Here is a 16,441-nt window from a genome sequence, read left to right as displayed (position 1 = left end):
CTTTAAATCGTTGTGAGTCTGCCAGATAGCCGCATCTGCAGCTATCTTCAAATGCTCATGATTGCTTGGTCGAATTTGATCGAAATAGCCTTCCCACAGCAGGAAGGATCGTGGCGATTTATGCCTTTATCACTCTATTCTTGAAGGCTGTTACCCCCAATAGCGTGGCGTCATAATCATTTAGGAAAGTCGAGGACAGACCGCGATATTGATTCAACCTAGCTTCGCCTCCCCTAATATCTGATCGCTTATGGCTGATTTTCTGCCAGTCATGTCATGTGGACTTGCCCCTACAAAACCGGACACCAACTCCCCGTTAAATTGATGCTGCTGCCAAGCGCCTGAACTCCCTAGGCGAGCGATAGCTCAAGGCGCTGTGCGGATGCTGCTCGTTGTAATGCTCGAAGGCAATTGCCAGGTTACGCAGCGCCGTTTCTCGATCCGGCTTGGGCATGTGCGCCACGTAATCCCGCTTCATCGTCTTCACGAAGCTCTCGGCCATGCCGTTGCTCTGCGGACTGCGCACTGGGGTGGTCACCGGCTGCAAACCGATCTGCCGAGCAAACAGGCGTGTCTGTTCGGCGGTGTAAGCCGAGCCGTTGTCGCTGAGCCATTGCACCGGGATGGCGGGTAGTTGATCACCGAAGCGCTTCTCCACACTTTCCAGCATCAAGTCGCGGATATCATCACCGCTATACCCGGTCGGGCTGGCGACCCAGCCGATGGCTTCGCGGTCGCAGCAGTCCAGGGAGAAGGTCACGCTCAGTTTGGCGCCGTCCTCGCAACGGAATTCAAAGCCGTCCGAGCACCAACGCGTATCGCTGGTTTGCACCGCAATACGGCCTTCGTGTCGACGCGGCACGCCGGGTTGTTTGATCCGGCGTTCAAGCAGTAGGTTGTGATCACGCATAACCCGGTAAACCCGCTTCACGTTGATCGCGGGTAGCAACTGGGTTTCACGGGCGCGACGCAGCAATCCCCAGACTCGACGGTAGCCATAGCTGGGCAGTTCGCTGACCTGTTGCTGGATTTCGGCCACCAACTCAGCATCGTTCACAGGCCTGCTTCGCCGTGTCTTGGGCGATGCCGATTGCTTGATTCGAACCGTTAATTGCGAGCGCGCCACACCGAGACATTCGCTGACCAGTTTCACTGGTCGTCCCCCGGCAACAAGGGTGAGTGCGCAATCCATTTTCGCGACCGGGCGATCTCCACGGCCTCTTTGAGGATTTCTGCTTCCATCGTTTTCTTGCCCAACATCCGTTGCAGTTCACGGATCTGCTTGAGCGCATCGCTCAGCTCGGAGGCCGGTACCACGGCTTCGCCAGCACTGACCGCCGAGAGGCTGCCGCCCTGGTACAGCTTGCGCCACAGGAACAACTGGTTGGCATTGATGCCGTTGCGCCGAGCCACCACTGAAACGCTTTGTCCCGGTTCAAGGCTCTCTCGAACCATGGCCAGCTTTTGCTCTGGGCTCCAGCGACGACGCCGCTCCTGGCCCAAAAGCTCACCACTCTTATCGTTGCTATTAGTCATAAACATAACCGTTTGCCTATCCCTTATCGTAAGAGGGAAACGGTGTCCTGTCTTTCATGGGGCTCGTTCACAGGCTTGGGATACATGCATTACCCTTTGTTAAGGGCTTGTTCATACGTTTTGGAAAAGCTTGAGAGATCAGTCTTAAGGACGAGACAAAGATCTCGAAGCTGAACAATATCGAGCCTTCTGACTCCTCTCTCCACATCACTCATGAATGACTGCGGTCTACCCAGGGCAGCAGAGCACTGTGCTTGAGTCATTCCGGACTCGACGCGCATGCGTTTGAGCACTTGAAGAAGAATCTCATGCTCACGTCGATAGATTGCTTTGGTCATTGCCGCGTATCTGTAGGGTCGGCTGACCAAGCTATATCTGCTTTTAAGATATCTGATTATCAGATATTTTGTGCTGAACATTGGCGTGAGTAAAAGTGATGAGGCAGATTTGGGAGCTATTCCGGGTGCTATGGATTGTTGGAAGTCTGCCGGTTGGAGTGTTGCTGCTGATTGTGGTGGTTTTGTGCGGTTTCAACCTACCGTTCTTTTTGGGGTTTGCTGGCGGTGCTGATCCTGCCATTCGATGGTTGTTCTGGGTTTTGGCTTTCTACTTCGTCGGTGGGGGCTGGTTGTTTTGGCTTGTTAACCAACGCTACGCAGAGAAGCTGAAGCGACTGGTAGCAGGTTTCCAGAACGCAGGTTTTCAACCGCAGCTCGAAGTATTCGCAAAGATTAACGATGCCTACCTGGGGATCGATGGATCTGCACGTAGGCTGTTGGCGTACCCAGTCAAAGGAGCTGAGCATTTTTTCAGGTTCGATGAAATTAATGCTTGGCGGATCGTCCCGGTAGGGAAGCACAATCATCGGTTGGAGGTATTGACCAGCAATCTTGATGTTCCCGTGTTCAGCCTCGTTTTGAAGTCGACAGAGGTACTCAATACTGAGGCTCGACTCGTTGCGTTGCTTAGTAAGTAGTGGCGGCGCTGTACTACCATTCTTGAGCGTCAGCTCATCATTCAGTAGGAGCAATCTATGAGCAATCCCATCAGAAGCATTCCTGCGCTTACAGATATCATTCGACTGGAACAGGCGAATGCGATGATGCGCGGGGCTAATCTGGCCCTTGCCCGCGATGATTTCGCCACCCTTTCTACTCTCGGATTCTCCCATCAGCACATCGGAGAGCTTAAGCAAAAAGGCGGCTTCCGGCCTTCCTCTATCGCGCAAAACACTAGAATGATTACACGTCTTCGCCAGATGGGGGACGGATATGTTCAGTGACAACCCGCCGCTATGGATCGCTGCCAACGTGTTGACGCGAGCGACTATTGAATCTGTTCTCCGCTCTCCGTCTTATCACGCCCGCGGCTGGCAGATACTCGACCGCTGGGCGTTCAACTGTCCCGAGCGGCTTCGTAGCCTGGAAGCGGAAGGCGAAATACTTCTGTTGGGAAGGCTGTTGGAGCAGCAAGGCATCGAACATCAGATGGTGAACTCAACTGTTGGGTTGGAACTGCGTAGCCGTGGCCTTGCAGAGCATGAAGTACTCGCGTTACATGACGTAAACATGCAGCTTTAAACCAGCAGAGTGTTAACGTTTTTTCAACACCCGATACGCTTAATGGACTCGGTTATCTCAACCAAGACATTTGCGTACTCCTTGGAAAGCTCGCCGTTGCCCTCTGTGAAAAGATGCTTCTGAAGGCCACCTAGGCGCCGCAGCTCATTGATTACATAGGAGTCAATTTTGCTTCTGGTCAGTCGCTTCAATGCGGCGGCCAGCACGAACTAACCAACGTTCATTCCGCTGTCGTGGGCTTTCTCGCGTACCAGTGCTTCTTCTTCCTCGAATTGACGAATTGCCGGTAGCCATCCTGTGTTGCTACGGCTCATGAGCTTTCCTTTTCAAGGTGTTGGGGTCTCGGGGCTTGCCCTGAGCAGGGAAGGTAGGCAAAGCAGAGGGAGTGGAACGACTGGTGCGCGCCGGTTGTGATGCGCCAGGTACTGGCGGTATAGCAAACCCTACCTTGTCCTAGTCTTTCCTCTCAGAATTTAGATGAGTTTTGCACTACCCGGTTACATCCGGGAAGTAAGAGGCGTTGGCATTGAGGGGAATGCCATGGGTACGAAAAAAAGACGAATTCAATACGTTTACATAAGCGAAAAATGCATCATCCATCAGCGTTTGAGGATACGACGATTGGACGGCGAGAAAGACGGTAGAGCGACAGCTAGGATTTACCGAATTGCCCTAGCCTTGAGTGGCTTTCTGATACAAAACTGGGGGATAAGCAGCACGCGTGCACACTTGACGTTGATAGGCGTGAGACGATTTTTGGGCGGTTGTGGTGATGCGGAAGCACAAAGACTAAAGTGACGAATCTGAGAGAGCTATTTGACACTGCCGTGTAGTTCTCCGGTGATGCTCTCAAGATGCCTTGGAGGTTGTTATGGAACAATCCAGTGACGATGAAAGTAGCTTCGCCGAGATTATGGATCTGAAGCGCTCCAATCGTGAGCGGTTGATTTGTGCTATCCAGAACGCCTCCCCCGAAGAACTCGAGATTTCTGCTCAGCGCATCAAGGAAGTTCTGCTTGACTCTGTCAATCCAAGCCAGCGCCGACAGCGTATTGCCCCGCCAGCGTTCGCTAAGAGCAAATAGCTCCCCACGTATCGAACGATTCTTGCGAGAGTGGTGGCATGCGGGTCGTCGTTTTCATTGCGGAGTTCGCAGGTTTCACAGAGTAGTGCGAGGTCATTATCAATTAGTGATCAGGCTGGCTGCTACTGCCCAGGCTCTGCATGGGTGGTCGTAGGCAGCAGCTGTCTTTTGGATTCACTCCACGATCATCAGGCACAGACCTCAAACATAATTTGCCAAACTCCGGCTTACATGCGGCTTACCACATTTGCCCACGCTGGCAACCTTGCGAAGGGAATCCTGATGTCAGTTCCAACATACGACAAATTCATTGAGCCGATCTTGCGCTACCTGGCGGCGAATCCGGAAGGCGCGACAGCACGCGACGCGCATGAAGCTGCGGCCCAGGCTTTGAATTTATCTGAACCACAGCTTCAAGAGCTGATTGCGAGTGGGCAAGCGACCTATAAGAACCGCGCTGGATGGGCTCACGACCGTCTCAAGCGCGCAGGGTTATCCTCCAGTGCCAAACGAGGTTATTGGAGGCTCACCGAAGCTGGCACTACTTATTCCACACAGCACCCGTCACCGCTCACGGCGAATCAGGTTGAACAACTCGCCATCGGCTTCATGGACGTGAAGCTTAGGAGCCCCACAGATGCCGTCCCGCTAGATGGGCTAGAGCAGGGTGCAGATACACCGGTATCAGCAACTGTGAGCCCAGACGATCGGTTGGAACAGGCTCTGCGTGAGCTACGCGATGCAACAGCAGCAGATCTATTGGATAACCTGCTACAAGTCAGCCCCAACCGCTTCGAAGTTATTGTGCTCGACGTGTTGCACAGCCTTGGCTACGGGGCTAGCCGAAACGATTTGCAGCGTGTTGGTGGTAGCGGAGATGGCGGAATTGACGGGGTAATCTCGCTTGATAAGCTCGGGCTGGAAAAAGTCTATGTCCAAGCAAAACGCTGGCAAGGCACTGTAGGCCGTCCTGAGTTGCAAGCATTCTATGGAGCACTTGCAGGGCAAAAGGCCAAGCGAGGGGTATTTATCACTACGTCGGGTTTCACTGCCCAAGGCATCGACTTTGTCCGCTCAGTGGAAGGCATGGTGCTGGTGGATGGTATCCGACTGGTCAACCTGATGATGGACCACGAGGTTGGGGTAACGTCCCGGCTTCTAAAACTACCGAAACTGGATAGCGATTACTTCGACGAGGAATGAGGATTTTGAGCCTCGTCATTCGGTGCTCGGCACCGGGAAGGTCTAGTAAGCGAGAATTGGGCCCTAGCGCCCCTATGATCAAAAGAACCATTACCAATCAGACTCCAGCTCGGTGCTTAGGTGGATACCCATCACCTTTGCCTTGCGATATCTCAGTGGCTCCGCATTGATCTCCAGGGCGACAAGTCGACTTGCAGCGATGACTAAGCTGTTGAAGCGGTCATTGTGAACGGCGACATATACTATGAGTTTTTTGCCAGTCGCCTGCATGGAACCGATGCAGCGAGGAACCGACTTGTCGCTTAGGAGTAATGGGTCAACGTATAGGTAGCATTCTAGGGCTGGGTATTTGAATGCTTCAGGATATCGGACGGAGCCGTAAAGCTTGATCGCAGTATGCTCTGAATAATGGTGACCGATTGGCCTGGTATCGGTCGGCGTGGCCATGCTGAACGACCAGGACATATCCCACCCCCATATCCGGGCTTGAAGGATTATTCGCTCAACGGTGGTACGACTCCGGTTAGCCATAGCATTCATCTTCCGCGTTTGAGCCGGCTGCGGACGATCCCTCGACTGCTCATAGGGGCTGAACTTCCGTCCGAGATCCGATTAGTACTGATTAAGTTGAGATTAGTTTTTTGAGGGGCAGATGCTGCGGCCTTTGTGCTATCAGGCATACGGGCACTATTGCCTGTGGATAGCCTACCTGTTGGAACGAGCTACGCTACCCGCCGTAACGGTAAGCGTTACCTGCTAGAACGGTATTCTCTACCCGCTAGAACGGCACGCATCCTTTTTGTTCTTTCCACCCTCAAGATATGTCGGCACTGTGTCTGGCTTTCCTGTCTTTGGACGTGTACCAAATCGCCTCGAATGGCGTACTCGAATGATTTACCGTGTTTGTTGTAGGCAGCGCTCAAAGCGTCGAACGCGCGACATAACGTTTGGGTAAATTTCCAGATTTCGCGGGCTTCGCTTCCACAGAGCTGGTGCAGCGTGCTTACTTTAAGTCCGTAAGCTTTTGCATGGCTCGAATAAAATCCATGAAGCCATTGGGCGAGTGGCTGGCCATCCAATGCAGACCGAATACTCCAATCGATGTAGCTGAAGCCAGACTTGGAGAACAGTGCGTTTAGCCTGGCGTCAAGGATTACGACGTATTCCAAGCTATTCTCGTCCTTATAGAAGTGCTTGATCAGGCCGCCGGTGTAGGAAATATCACCCAGCACTACATCAACGGTGCACGCTGCCAATCGCAGCAAGCGATCGTGCAGCAGCTTCCTATTCTTACCCGTGTCGGTCTTTTTCATGAGTTTAAGCACTCCGTAAGCCTTGTAGCGGAGCTCCTGACCTAGCATTTTGTAGTGGTCAACTAATCCCGGACACGACGTTAAGTTTTTCTTCGGCCCGAGCTGGCGCCAGCCCACCGTTGAATTGATGGGGTCGAACCCAGTTGTACCGATGCATCAAGAAGTGGCTGATATCGCGCTGGGCTTCTTGAGCCGTTCGGTAACCCGTGGTCGGTATCCACTCCGTTTTCAAGCTGCGGAACACGCGCTCCATTGGCGCATTGTCCCAGCAATTTCCCCGACGACTCATGCTCTGGCGCATGCGATATCGCCACAGCCGCTGGCGAAATAAACGACTCGCATACTGCGACCCTTGATCCGAGTGAAACAGCAGACCCTGAGGTCTTCCTCGTTGCTCGTAAGCCATATCCAGCGCCTTGATAACCAGATCGGCGTCCGGCTTTTCCGACAACGCCCAGCCCACCACCCGGCGCGTGCAAAGATCCAGCACGACAGCCAGGTAATGCCATTTCCCCTGGGCCCAGATGTAGGTGATGTCGCCGCACCACACCTGGTTGGGTGCTGGAACATCGAACTCTCGATTCAAGAAGTTCGGGATATCCAACCGTTCAACCGTCGCTCGTTTATAGGCATGTGATCCGGGCTGTTTACTGACGAGGTCAAGCTCGCGCATCAGGCTGCGCACTTTGAACCGACCGAGCTGCTCACCGTCGTCACGCATCAGCGACAGGATGCTGCGGCTGCCCGCAGCACTGCGACTTTGCGAGAACAGCTCGCTCACCCGGCTGCGTAACCGAAGCCGTTCGACATCCGGTGTGCGGCGCTTAAGACGCTGGGCGTAGTAGCACGAACGGGTGACCTCAAACACCTTGCACAGCCAATCAATCGGCTCATGGACGCTCAGCTGATTGATCAGCGCGTACGCTCGTGATCTTCCGACATCAAGAGCGCGGTAGCCTTTTTTAATATCGATTTTTCCCGTTCAAGGCGGGCGATCCGGGCTTCCAGCTCCTGGATTTTCTGCTGTTCCGGGGTCAGCGCTTTGCTCTGCGGAGTGACGCCTTGGCGCTCCTGCTGAACCTGATCAACCCAGCGGCGCAGGGCCGACTCGCCGACGCCGAGCGAACGGCTGGCTTCGATGTAGCTGTAGTTTTGCTTGAGCACGAGGTCGGCAGCCTCGCGTTTGAATTCAGCAGAAAAGGAACGGCGTTGTTTGGTCATCTGACACCTCGATCTGGCGAGCATTCTCGCCTAAATGGGTGTCCGGTTTCATTAGACCACTACATTTGCCGTCGAGAGAGGTGCAACACGCTTAGCCATACGGAAAGGTCAATCTGGTCGAGACGCGTTCCTGTATAAGAAATTTGCACGCCCCCGATTGAGTTAATCGCCACCATTTTTAGATCAGTCCGACTGCCCTTCCTTACTGCTCCGAAAAGCGCCGACCGCAAGAACGCATTCGGTACGCCGCGAACCTCATCCGGCCATGTTCTCAGCGTTGGGGTTGTAATCGCAGGCTTTGGCTTGAGCTGCGCCTTGTTAGCAGCTCTTGCTCGAGCTTCAAGTTTGGCGAGTTGTGCAAGACGCCTGCTCCCTGAATTCGTGATGTCATTCGTACGGAGCTCTGGCGGCATTAGCGGCTCGTTTATAAACGAAGTGACCACTGCTTAATTTTGAATGGAGGCAGGTGTGCGAGTGCTCATTTTCTAGCCTCTACTTGCTCTTTTTTTGTAGGGCGGCCAACTCGATTTTCTGGCGTAGTTTTTAACACTGCCTTGACTGGCGAAGCCGAAGCGCATTCGGGACCATGGCGCATCCACTGGCGAAGATCGCCGAGACGCCAGCGTAGCCGCGATAGTCCCGGAAGGGGATCAAGCCCCGGCAGTTTGCGCTGACGCACGGTTAACACGCTGAATCCTGTTAGCGCCGCGACCTCGGCTACGCCTATCAGCACGTCATCTGAAAGCTTCTGGATTTTTTGAATGGTTTCGTAATCGACGCTCATCACTACTGTCGCTCGGTTGCTATGGAGTACGTGCAGCTTTCGCCAATCGAGGACCGATCAACTAGGACACCTTTTTGACAGATGCGGCTGTTAGCCAAAGAATGGGTACATGCAGCCATCATCCTTTGAATCCGATATCAATCCTGAAGAAGTCTTTCAGCTCGTTTTCCGTGAGATTGAAAGTCAACAGGAAACTGGTCGGAAAAACTTTGTTGTCCGTGTTCCGGTGGATCTGGTGGAGTACCTGTTCTCCGCGATATTGCAGAAGTCGGGTATGTCGAAGGTCGCGCTTGAGCGATTGCTTACGGACCTCGGGATTTACGGTTTCAAGGACGCTGATGGGCGGATTCTGCGGCGGTATCTGAGTGGCCAAACGCGCATGGGCTGGGATACCTACCAGCGGCTGTTGTTTTGGGCTTTATCGAAGGCGTGGGTCAGCGATTGGGTTTTTCGCGACTTGCTGTTGAGGACGTATCTGCGGGAGGCGGCTCAGCTCAGTGCGCGCAATATTCTGAACACCCTCAAGCGCCGGGTATCGATCTCGGACTTAACCCGTGAGCAGGTTATCGAGTGTTTCAACGAGGTTTATCTGCTCAAGCAGCGGGAACGCGAGGAGACGGCGCTAAACCGTGTGCGAACGGATTCAGAAACCAGAGAGCTGGCTCGCTCCCTGGGGCTTGAGATTATCGACTTACCATCAAGCTAGCTTCGCCGCGAGTTCTTCTGCGGTGATGTTGTAGTAACGCTTCAGCATGTTCACCTCGCGGTGTCCCGTTACGCTGGCCAGCTCAATCAGATTGGGAAGTTTGGTGGCCAGCCGGCAGGTGGCCTCATGGCGTAGGTCGTGGAAGCGCAGGTCGAGCAGAAAGTCTTCTTGGGGCGTTACCAGAGCGCGTTCGCAATCTCCTAAGTATTTCGTTCTTGCTCGCTCCAAGCCGCGTGTGAAGGCCTTCTTGAGGGCGTCTGCGGTGGTGGGGAAGACTCTGCCGCAAAGTGAGCGTGGCAAATCCTTTAACAGCTGAATAGCTCGCGGGGAGAGTGGGACGGTTCTTGGTAGCCCGTTCTTGGTCGCTGGAAGATGAGCGGTTTTGCGGTCCAGATTCACATGCTTCCAGCGCAACTCGAATAACTCGCCACGGCGCATGGCTGTCTCAATTGCGAGTTGCACGATGGACCGTATCCAAGGGTTGTGCGAGGCGTCCGCATAGGTTCCATCGGCACGGCGCTCCCGAAGCTCCAAGGCGCTGAGGATGTATTGTTCTTCAATCGGGTCCAGGCGTCGCGAGCGTTCGTCGTTATAGCTAGGGCGGCTGACCATCCGCACCGGATTTTCGGCAAGATGGATTCCCCATTCGCGGCGAGCGACCTCAATCACGCATTGAAACAATGCCAGCTCACGCTTGACCGTATTGCCCTTGCGGATTTTCAGGCGCTCGTCACGGTAGCGGGCAAAGTCGGAGGAGGTGAGGGTGGCAACGATGCGCGTAGCCAGCGGATGACGCTTGAGCGCTTCCAGGCGTTTGATTTCCGAATACGCACCTTTATGCTTCGGAGCGATCTCGGAGATATAGCGATCAATGAGTTGATGAAAGGCGGTGCGTTCAGCCTCGACACGAGAGACAAAAATGCCTCGGTCGATTTCGCTTTCGATCATGCGCGCCCAGGCTTGGGCATCGGCTTTGGTTTCGAAGGTTTTTCTTTGGGCTGGATAGCCCTTACGACGGATTTGCGCTTCCCACTGATACTCGCCGCGATTCCTGATTGTTGCCATTTCGACCATTCCCGCCACGTTCAAGTGTGGCAAATTTGTGGCAAAAACGACTTTCAGGACTAGGACAGGTTTCTGTCAGGAGCGCTATCCCCTTGTAATACAAGGGAAAGAAGATGGTGCACCAGGCGGGATTCGAACCCACGACCCCTGCCTTCGGAGGGCAGTACTCTATCCAGCTGAGCTACTGGTGCAAGCGGGCGCCATGATACTCATATGCGCTGCGCGCGTCCATGCTGCTGAATCGACTGTGTTTTTCGAAAGCGTAACCCGCGATTGCTACGTTGATCAGAAAAACCAGGCAAATGCGGCGTTTTCGTTCTTTTTTTCGAACAGGCTATTGTCCTTTACCCCCTTTGATCCTAGGATTCGTTTGAGATTTCAAACGCTCTTGTCTGGGTGCTGAACCGCACGATATCAATCAGTGCGCTATTTATGTGCTTCAGCCCAGTGAATGATTTCCCTGACGGCAGCCTATAGGGCGCCTTTCTACAATCATAATTTGCTCCGCGCCTGCCGCGGTGCTGTTAAGGAAAGCCGACATGCAGCTTAAAGACACCCAGTTGTTCCGCCAGCAAGCCTTTATCGATGGCGCTTGGGTTGACGCGGACAATGGTCAGACGATCAAAGTGAACAACCCGGCCACCGGCGAAATTCTGGGTACTGTGCCGAAAATGGGCGCTGCCGAAACCCGCCGTGCGATCGAAGCCGCTGACAAAGCGCTGCCGGCCTGGCGTGCACTGACCGCCAAGGACCGCGCGAACAAGTTGCGTCGTTGGTTCGAACTGATTATCGAGAACCAGGATGACCTGGCTCGTCTGATGACCCTTGAGCAGGGCAAGCCATTGGCCGAAGCCAAGGGCGAAATCGTTTACGCCGCTTCCTTCATTGAATGGTTCGCCGAAGAAGCCAAGCGCGTCTACGGTGACGTGATTCCGGGCCACCAGCCAGACAAGCGCCTGATCGTGATCAAGCAGCCAATCGGCGTGACCGCAGCCATTACCCCGTGGAACTTCCCGGCCGCGATGATCACCCGTAAAGCCGGCCCAGCTCTGGCTGCCGGTTGCACCATGGTGCTCAAGCCTGCCTCGCAAACTCCGTTCTCCGCCTTCGCCCTGGCGGAACTGGCTCAGCGTGCTGGCATTCCAGCCGGTGTGTTCAGCGTTGTTTCTGGCAGCGCCGGCGACATCGGCAGCGAGCTGACCAGCAACCCGATCGTTCGCAAACTGTCCTTCACCGGCTCAACGGAAATTGGTCGCCAGCTGATGGCTGAATGCGCCAAGGACATCAAGAAAGTGTCCCTGGAACTCGGCGGCAACGCACCGTTCATCGTGTTTGACGACGCGGACCTGGATAAGGCCGTCGAAGGCGCGATCATTTCCAAGTACCGCAACAACGGCCAGACCTGCGTCTGTGCCAACCGCCTGTACATTCAGGATTCGGTCTACGACGCGTTCGCCGAGAAACTGAAAGTGGCCGTGGCCAAACTCAAGATCGGTAATGGTCTGGAAGAAGGCACCACTACTGGCCCGCTGATCGATGAAAAAGCCGTTGCCAAGGTTCAAGAACACATCGCTGACGCAATCAGCAAAGGCGCAACCGTTCTGGCCGGTGGCAAGGTCATGGAAGGCAATTTCTTCGAGCCGACCATCCTGACCAACGTGCCGAAGAACGCTGCCGTGGCCAAGGAAGAAACCTTCGGTCCATTGGCGCCGCTGTTCCGCTTCAAAGACGAAGCCGAAGTGATTGCGATGTCCAACGACACCGAATTCGGTCTGGCCTCGTACTTCTATGCTCGTGACCTGGGCCGTGTGTTCCGTGTGGCTGAAGCCCTGGAATACGGCATGGTCGGCGTCAACACCGGGTTGATTTCCAACGAAGTTGCGCCGTTCGGCGGCATCAAGGCGTCTGGCCTGGGCCGTGAAGGCTCTAAGTACGGCATCGAAGATTACCTGGAAATCAAATACCTCTGCCTGGGCATCTAAGCTCGCAAGACAAGAGCCGGGCAAGGCATTGCTTCAAACGCAAAGGGCACGAGAGCGCTGCCCCTTTGCGTGCTTCAAACGAAATTTATCTGCAGCCGGGAAAGCTGTGGCAGTCGATCATCGCATGCTGCCGTAGTTGCCTCCCCGCTGCATTTTCCTTGAGCCACGCCGCCCGATGAGCGGCGAATGAGGACTTTATGAGCAAGACTAACGCATCCCTGATGAAACGCCGCGAAGCCGCTGTACCACGCGGTGTTGGCCAGATTCACCCGATCTTCGCCGAGTCCGCGAAGAACGCCACCGTGACTGACGTTGAAGGTCGCGAGTTCATCGACTTCGCCGGCGGTATCGCCGTGCTGAACACCGGTCACGTACACCCGAAAATCATCGCCGCCGTGACCGAGCAGCTGAACAAGCTGACACACACTTGCTTCCAGGTTCTGGCCTACGAACCGTACGTAGAACTGTGCGAAAAAATCAACGCCAAGGTGCCTGGTGATTTCGCCAAGAAAACCCTGCTGGTGACCACCGGCTCCGAAGCGGTAGAAAATGCCGTGAAAATTGCCCGCGCCGCCACGGGCCGTGCCGGTGTGATCGCGTTCACCGGCGCCTACCACGGTCGCACCATGATGACCTTGGGCCTCACCGGTAAAGTCGTGCCTTACTCGGCCGGCATGGGCCTGATGCCAGGCGGCATCTTCCGCGCGCTGTACCCGAACGAACTTCACGGTGTGAGCATTGACGATTCGATCGCCAGCATCGAACGCATCTTCAAGAACGACGCTGAGCCGCGTGACATCGCTGCCATCATCATCGAGCCGGTTCAGGGCGAAGGTGGTTTCTACGTTGCTCCTAAAGAGTTCATGAAGCGTCTGCGTGCACTGTGCGACCAGCACGGCATCTTGCTGATCGCTGACGAAGTACAGACTGGCGCTGGGCGTACCGGTACTTTCTTCGCCATGGAACAGATGGGCGTTGCTGCCGACCTGACTACCTTTGCCAAATCCATCGCTGGCGGCTTCCCGTTGGCCGGTGTGTGCGGTAAGGCCGAATACATGGACGCCATCGCTCCAGGCGGTCTGGGCGGCACCTACGCCGGTAGCCCGATCGCTTGCGCCGCGGCCCTGGCCGTGATGGAAGTGTTCGAAGAAGAGCACCTGCTGGATCGCTGCAAGGCTGTCGGCGAGCGTCTGGTCACTGGCCTCAAGGCTATCCAGGCCAAATACCCGGTAATCGGCGAAGTCCGTGCCTTGGGCGCAATGATCGCTGTCGAGTTGTTCGAAAACGGCGACAGCCACAAGCCAAACGCTGCTGCGGTAGCCTCGGTTGTGGCCAAGGCTCGCGATAAGGGCCTGATCCTGCTGTCCTGCGGCACCTACGGCAATGTTCTGCGCGTCCTGGTGCCACTGACTTCGCCGGACGAGCAACTGGACAAAGGTCTGGCGATCATCGAAGAGTGCTTCTCTGAGCTGTGATCCTCTAGTGTGACCTGATGGACAAAAAACCCGCTTCGGCGGGTTTTTTACGCCTCTTGAAACACATTCAAGTCATTTGAACTGTCTCGAATCGCCAGTGTTGACTATGGTTCATAACATTGCGAGGGAGCGTGCTGCATGACTGTCGTTGATTTACCCGCTGCACCGAGGGTGTTGATTGCCGAGGCCGACCCGTGGTCTCGAGACTTGCTCAAGCAGGTGTTATTGAAAGTGCGCTGCGATGCGCGAGTGGACCTGTGCGCCGATGGTCAACAGGCAATCGACCGGCTGGCGGAAATTCCCTACGACCTGGTGATCGTTGACTGGGAGTTGCCCGGTGTCGATGGCCTGAATGTCTTGCGTAACGTGCGTCAGCGCCGGCGCAATCCACCGCTGCCGTTCATTCTGATGAGCAGCCGCAACGACAGTGGCAGCGTGCACGAGGCTTTGCCTTTGGCGCCCACGGCGTACCTGACCAAACCCCTGAATATGGAAAACCTCACCCAGCGTCTGCAGGAGTTGCTGCTGAACGCCGGTGAAGAAGTGTCGTGTGAGGTGCCGAAGTTGGCGGCTGGCATGACGTTATCGGTGTATCTGGAGCGTCGTCGAGAACTGACGGACGGTGCACCGTTGATGACTGACGTACAGATAGCAGTGCAACGCAGCCTCAATCCGGGCGGGCTCGATCTGAAGCGAATGGAAGACGAAATTCGCACCGACCCGCAGATCACCGCTGTGCTGATCGCCGCCGCGAACAGCGCGGCGCACCACCTTGGCGACCCCGTGCAGACCCTGTCCCAGGCTTTACACCGTTTGGGCGCCGGGCAAAGCATGAACCTCATTCTGGGGTTGGCCCTCAAGCGCAGTGCCCGACTCGACGATCCGCTACTGGCGGACTATGCCGAGCGTAACTGGGAGTTGTCGCTGCACACCGCCGAGTACGCCCGCACGCTGGCACGCTTGCTGGATCTGGAACAAGAGCGCTGTTACTGCGCAGGCATGCTGCATCGTCTTGGTGACCTGGCTCTGCTGCGTTGTTTGCAAGAGTGGAAGCAGGGCGGAGGTGATCTGGATGAATGGGAGGAAGTCGGTGACGCGCTGGCCGAGTTTGGCGCAGCCTACGGATCGGCACTACGCACTCGCTGGCGGCTGCCGCTGGAACTGCGAGAGCTGATTGCGGCGGTCTATCAGCTTGGTGGCGGGGTTTATTCGCGCGAAGCGTTGGTGATGAACATGGCGGCGCAATTGGCGCGCCTGACCGAACATGAGGGCGTGGAAGAGTTGGCGAAAAGCCGAACGGCACGGTTGCTTAAGATTGGTTTGCCGGAACTGATGCGATTGCGCAAAAAGTGAGCCTGCCGACGTGTTTGGCGGATCAACCGGAAATGATCCGGTTCTTGCCTTGCCGCTTCGCGTCATACATCGCTGCATCCGCCCGGGCAAACAGGCTGTCGAGGCTTTCGTCCTCGTCGGTGAGGCTGGTCAGCCCTTGGCTGACAGTAATGCCAAACGTCTGGTCGTCATGGCTAAAGTTCAATTGCTGAATCTGCCGTTGTAACCGTTCGGCCACTTGCAGGGCCATGTCGGGCGCGCAACCGGGAAACACAGCTGCAAACTCTTCACCACCGATCCGCCCGAACACATCGCCTCGGCGTAACGCTGCGCGACCGCTCTCTGCGATCTGCTGCAGCACCACGTCACCTTGTGGATGGCCGTACGTATCGTTGACCGCTTTGAAATCATCGATGTCCAGCAGCAGGAAAGCCAGCGGGGTACCGTGCTTGCGTGCCTGGGCAAACTCGCGCTGTGCGCATTCGAAGAAGTGCCGGCGATTGCTGCTTTGAGTCAGTACATCGGTAGTGGCCAGGCGTTGCAGTTCGGCGTCCATCCGCTTTTTTTCGGTGATGTCTTCGGCAATGCCGACAATGATCACGGGTTGGCCGGGCTCGGCCTGACGGTTGATGAAGCATTTGTCGCTGAGCCAACGCACCTGCCCATCGGCATCGATGATGCGGTATTCGCGGTCTTCAACCGCACCTTTGACCAGTACGTCGGCCAGGCTGCGCTCGGCATAGTCCAGGTCGTCGGGGTAAATGCTGTTGCGCCATTCGTTGTAGTCAGACAGCAAACTGCCGGCAGAGCGGCCGAAAATTCGCTCATAGGCCGGGCTGACGTAAAGCATCTGACGGGTTTCCCAGTTGAATGCCCACAACACCGCGTTGACACTCACCAGCAGCGAACTGAACAGCTGTTCGCGTTCGCTCAGGCGCGCCACTTCACTTTGGGCATGCATCAGCGCCATCAAGGTTTGAGCCGTGTCGGGCGATTGCGCAAAGGATGAGTCGTGCAGGTATTTTGGGACCATCGGGACAAATCTCAAAGGGCGTGCGCTGTTCTGGATTCGAAAGCTGCGACAACGAAACCTGCCGGGGGTGGCGAAGTGTCTTTGAGATAGGGGATTTGGAGCTTAGTTCCGAAGGGTGCGCCCTCTG

Annotated in this window: 18 protein-coding genes and 1 tRNA gene; 9 read left to right on the top strand and 10 right to left on the bottom strand. The window is 55.5% G+C overall.

Annotated features, from left to right (window positions below; genetic code table 11):
- Positions 1-316: 316 nt before the first annotated feature.
- Both NL116_RS31370 and NL116_RS31365 read right to left on the bottom strand, forming a co-directional pair.
- Positions 317-1,536, bottom strand: a protein-coding gene (locus NL116_RS31370; protein ID WP_494372982.1) for an IS3 family transposase whose coding sequence is annotated in 2 segments (ribosomal slippage) — positions 317-1,191 and positions 1,191-1,536 — 1,221 coding nt in all. Because the reading frame shifts where the segments join, the coding sequence is not laid out codon by codon here.
- An 89-nt stretch (positions 1,537-1,625) separates the two neighbouring features.
- The gene (locus NL116_RS31365) at positions 1,626-1,874 is read right to left on the bottom strand and encodes a helix-turn-helix domain-containing protein (protein WP_494375419.1); all 249 of its coding nucleotides are present in this window, start codon (positions 1,872-1,874) and stop codon (positions 1,626-1,628) included.
- Between the two features lie 98 nt (positions 1,875-1,972).
- Between NL116_RS31365 and NL116_RS31360 the strand changes: the two genes are divergently transcribed.
- From NL116_RS31360 to NL116_RS31350, 3 genes are read left to right on the top strand one after another with little or no spacing between them, the layout of a single operon-like run.
- A complete protein-coding gene (locus NL116_RS31360) occupies positions 1,973-2,512 on the top strand; it encodes a hypothetical protein (RefSeq protein ID WP_145318425.1) in 540 nt (179 codons plus the stop codon).
- Positions 2,513-2,569: 57 nt separating this feature from the next.
- Complete coding sequence (locus NL116_RS31355) at positions 2,570-2,818, top strand: hypothetical protein (RefSeq protein ID WP_145318422.1); 249 nt, start codon at positions 2,570-2,572, stop codon at positions 2,816-2,818.
- Positions 2,808-3,116, top strand: a complete 309-nt coding sequence (locus NL116_RS31350; RefSeq protein ID WP_494375418.1) for a hypothetical protein — start codon at positions 2,808-2,810, stop codon at positions 3,114-3,116. The genes NL116_RS31355 and NL116_RS31350 overlap by 11 nt, the downstream gene beginning before the upstream one ends.
- A 23-nt stretch (positions 3,117-3,139) precedes the next feature.
- On the opposite strand, the gene NL116_RS31345 is transcribed toward NL116_RS31350, so the two are convergent.
- Positions 3,140-3,322: a hypothetical protein gene (locus tag NL116_RS31345; protein ID WP_494375417.1), complete on the bottom strand. Its 183-nt coding sequence runs from the start codon at positions 3,320-3,322 to the stop codon at positions 3,140-3,142.
- Between the two features lie 665 nt (positions 3,323-3,987).
- On the opposite strand from NL116_RS31345, the gene NL116_RS31340 reads away from it, so the two are divergent.
- Together NL116_RS31340 and NL116_RS31335 are read left to right on the top strand one after the other, a co-directional pair.
- Positions 3,988-4,200: a hypothetical protein gene (locus NL116_RS31340; protein WP_494375416.1), complete on the top strand. Its 213-nt coding sequence runs from the start codon at positions 3,988-3,990 to the stop codon at positions 4,198-4,200.
- 282 nt (positions 4,201-4,482) lie between these two features.
- On the top strand, positions 4,483-5,403 hold the full coding sequence (locus tag NL116_RS31335; protein WP_494375415.1) for a restriction endonuclease: 921 nt from the start codon (positions 4,483-4,485) through the stop codon (positions 5,401-5,403).
- A gap of 90 nt (positions 5,404-5,493) precedes the next feature.
- Here the strand turns inward: NL116_RS31335 and NL116_RS31330 are convergent, their stop codons facing one another.
- The 4 genes from NL116_RS31330 to NL116_RS31315 all read right to left on the bottom strand — a co-directional run bounded on the left by NL116_RS31330 (position 5,494) and on the right by NL116_RS31315 (position 8,721).
- On the bottom strand, positions 5,494-5,868 hold the full coding sequence (locus NL116_RS31330) for a hypothetical protein (protein WP_494375414.1): 375 nt from the start codon (positions 5,866-5,868) through the stop codon (positions 5,494-5,496).
- A gap of 284 nt (positions 5,869-6,152) precedes the next feature.
- Complete coding sequence (locus NL116_RS31325) at positions 6,153-6,716, bottom strand: hypothetical protein (RefSeq protein WP_494375413.1); 564 nt, start codon at positions 6,714-6,716, stop codon at positions 6,153-6,155.
- 58 nt (positions 6,717-6,774) lie between these two features.
- Positions 6,775-7,937, bottom strand: a protein-coding gene (locus tag NL116_RS31320; protein WP_494372978.1) for an IS3 family transposase whose coding sequence is annotated in 2 segments (ribosomal slippage) — positions 6,775-7,682 and positions 7,682-7,937 — 1,164 coding nt in all. Because the reading frame shifts where the segments join, the coding sequence is not laid out codon by codon here.
- 478 nt (positions 7,938-8,415) lie between these two features.
- Entirely contained in the window at positions 8,416-8,721 is a 306-nt protein-coding gene (locus NL116_RS31315) for a helix-turn-helix transcriptional regulator (RefSeq protein ID WP_460065977.1), read from the bottom strand.
- Positions 8,722-8,830: 109 nt separating this feature from the next.
- Here NL116_RS31315 and NL116_RS31310 point away from each other — a divergent pair, with 109 nt between their 5' ends.
- Entirely contained in the window at positions 8,831-9,427 is a 597-nt protein-coding gene (locus tag NL116_RS31310) for a hypothetical protein (protein ID WP_494375412.1), read from the top strand.
- On the opposite strand, the gene NL116_RS31305 is transcribed toward NL116_RS31310, so the two are convergent.
- Together NL116_RS31305 and NL116_RS31300 are read right to left on the bottom strand one after the other, a co-directional pair.
- On the bottom strand, positions 9,419-10,501 hold the full coding sequence (locus NL116_RS31305) for a site-specific integrase (RefSeq protein ID WP_494375411.1): 1,083 nt from the start codon (positions 10,499-10,501) through the stop codon (positions 9,419-9,421). The two genes, NL116_RS31310 and NL116_RS31305, sit on opposite strands and share 9 nt — an antisense overlap.
- A gap of 105 nt (positions 10,502-10,606) precedes the next feature.
- A tRNA-Arg gene (locus tag NL116_RS31300) sits at positions 10,607-10,683 on the bottom strand.
- A gap of 348 nt (positions 10,684-11,031) precedes the next feature.
- Here NL116_RS31300 and gabD point away from each other — a divergent pair.
- From gabD to NL116_RS31285, 3 genes are all read left to right on the top strand, one after another.
- Complete coding sequence (gene gabD / locus NL116_RS31295) at positions 11,032-12,474, top strand: NADP-dependent succinate-semialdehyde dehydrogenase (protein ID WP_008148203.1); 1,443 nt, start codon at positions 11,032-11,034, stop codon at positions 12,472-12,474.
- A 197-nt stretch (positions 12,475-12,671) separates the two neighbouring features.
- Positions 12,672-13,949 carry a 4-aminobutyrate--2-oxoglutarate transaminase gene (gene gabT, locus NL116_RS31290; protein WP_494375410.1) on the top strand — a complete coding sequence of 426 codons (1,278 nt, stop codon included), beginning with the start codon at positions 12,672-12,674 and terminating at the stop codon, positions 13,947-13,949.
- Between the two features lie 138 nt (positions 13,950-14,087).
- Positions 14,088-15,302, top strand: a complete 1,215-nt coding sequence (locus tag NL116_RS31285) for an HDOD domain-containing protein (protein WP_494375409.1) — start codon at positions 14,088-14,090, stop codon at positions 15,300-15,302.
- Positions 15,303-15,324: 22 nt separating this feature from the next.
- Here the strand turns inward: NL116_RS31285 and NL116_RS31280 are convergent, their stop codons facing one another.
- Positions 15,325-16,314, bottom strand: coding sequence for a GGDEF domain-containing protein (locus tag NL116_RS31280; RefSeq protein ID WP_494375408.1), 990 nt, complete (start codon positions 16,312-16,314; stop codon positions 15,325-15,327).
- Positions 16,315-16,441: the final 127 nt, after the last annotated feature.

It is taken from the genome of Pseudomonas sp. FBCC-B1667 (genome assembly GCF_059133255.1).
The sequence above is the reverse complement of the archived record's forward strand: the minus strand, read 5'-3'. Positions and strand labels throughout refer to the sequence as shown.

Coding starts and splice junctions, on each gene's coding strand:
- NL116_RS31365 (WP_494375419.1), bottom strand. CDS start 1,874: ATGACCAAAGCAATCTATCGACGTGAGCATGAGATTCTTCTTCAAGTG.
- NL116_RS31360 (WP_145318425.1), top strand. CDS start 1,973: ATGAGGCAGATTTGGGAGCTATTCCGGGTGCTATGGATTGTTGGAAGT.
- NL116_RS31355 (WP_145318422.1), top strand. CDS start 2,570: ATGAGCAATCCCATCAGAAGCATTCCTGCGCTTACAGATATCATTCGA.
- NL116_RS31350 (WP_494375418.1), top strand. CDS start 2,808: ATGTTCAGTGACAACCCGCCGCTATGGATCGCTGCCAACGTGTTGACG.
- NL116_RS31340 (WP_494375416.1), top strand. CDS start 3,988: ATGGAACAATCCAGTGACGATGAAAGTAGCTTCGCCGAGATTATGGAT.
- NL116_RS31335 (WP_494375415.1), top strand. CDS start 4,483: ATGTCAGTTCCAACATACGACAAATTCATTGAGCCGATCTTGCGCTAC.
- NL116_RS31330 (WP_494375414.1), bottom strand. CDS start 5,868: ATGTCCTGGTCGTTCAGCATGGCCACGCCGACCGATACCAGGCCAATC.
- NL116_RS31325 (WP_494375413.1), bottom strand. CDS start 6,716: ATGAAAAAGACCGACACGGGTAAGAATAGGAAGCTGCTGCACGATCGC.
- NL116_RS31315 (WP_460065977.1), bottom strand. CDS start 8,721: ATGAGCGTCGATTACGAAACCATTCAAAAAATCCAGAAGCTTTCAGAT.
- NL116_RS31310 (WP_494375412.1), top strand. CDS start 8,831: ATGCAGCCATCATCCTTTGAATCCGATATCAATCCTGAAGAAGTCTTT.
- NL116_RS31305 (WP_494375411.1), bottom strand. CDS start 10,501: ATGGTCGAAATGGCAACAATCAGGAATCGCGGCGAGTATCAGTGGGAA.
- gabD (WP_008148203.1), top strand. CDS start 11,032: ATGCAGCTTAAAGACACCCAGTTGTTCCGCCAGCAAGCCTTTATCGAT.
- gabT (WP_494375410.1), top strand. CDS start 12,672: ATGAGCAAGACTAACGCATCCCTGATGAAACGCCGCGAAGCCGCTGTA.
- NL116_RS31285 (WP_494375409.1), top strand. CDS start 14,088: ATGACTGTCGTTGATTTACCCGCTGCACCGAGGGTGTTGATTGCCGAG.
- NL116_RS31280 (WP_494375408.1), bottom strand. CDS start 16,314: ATGGTCCCAAAATACCTGCACGACTCATCCTTTGCGCAATCGCCCGAC.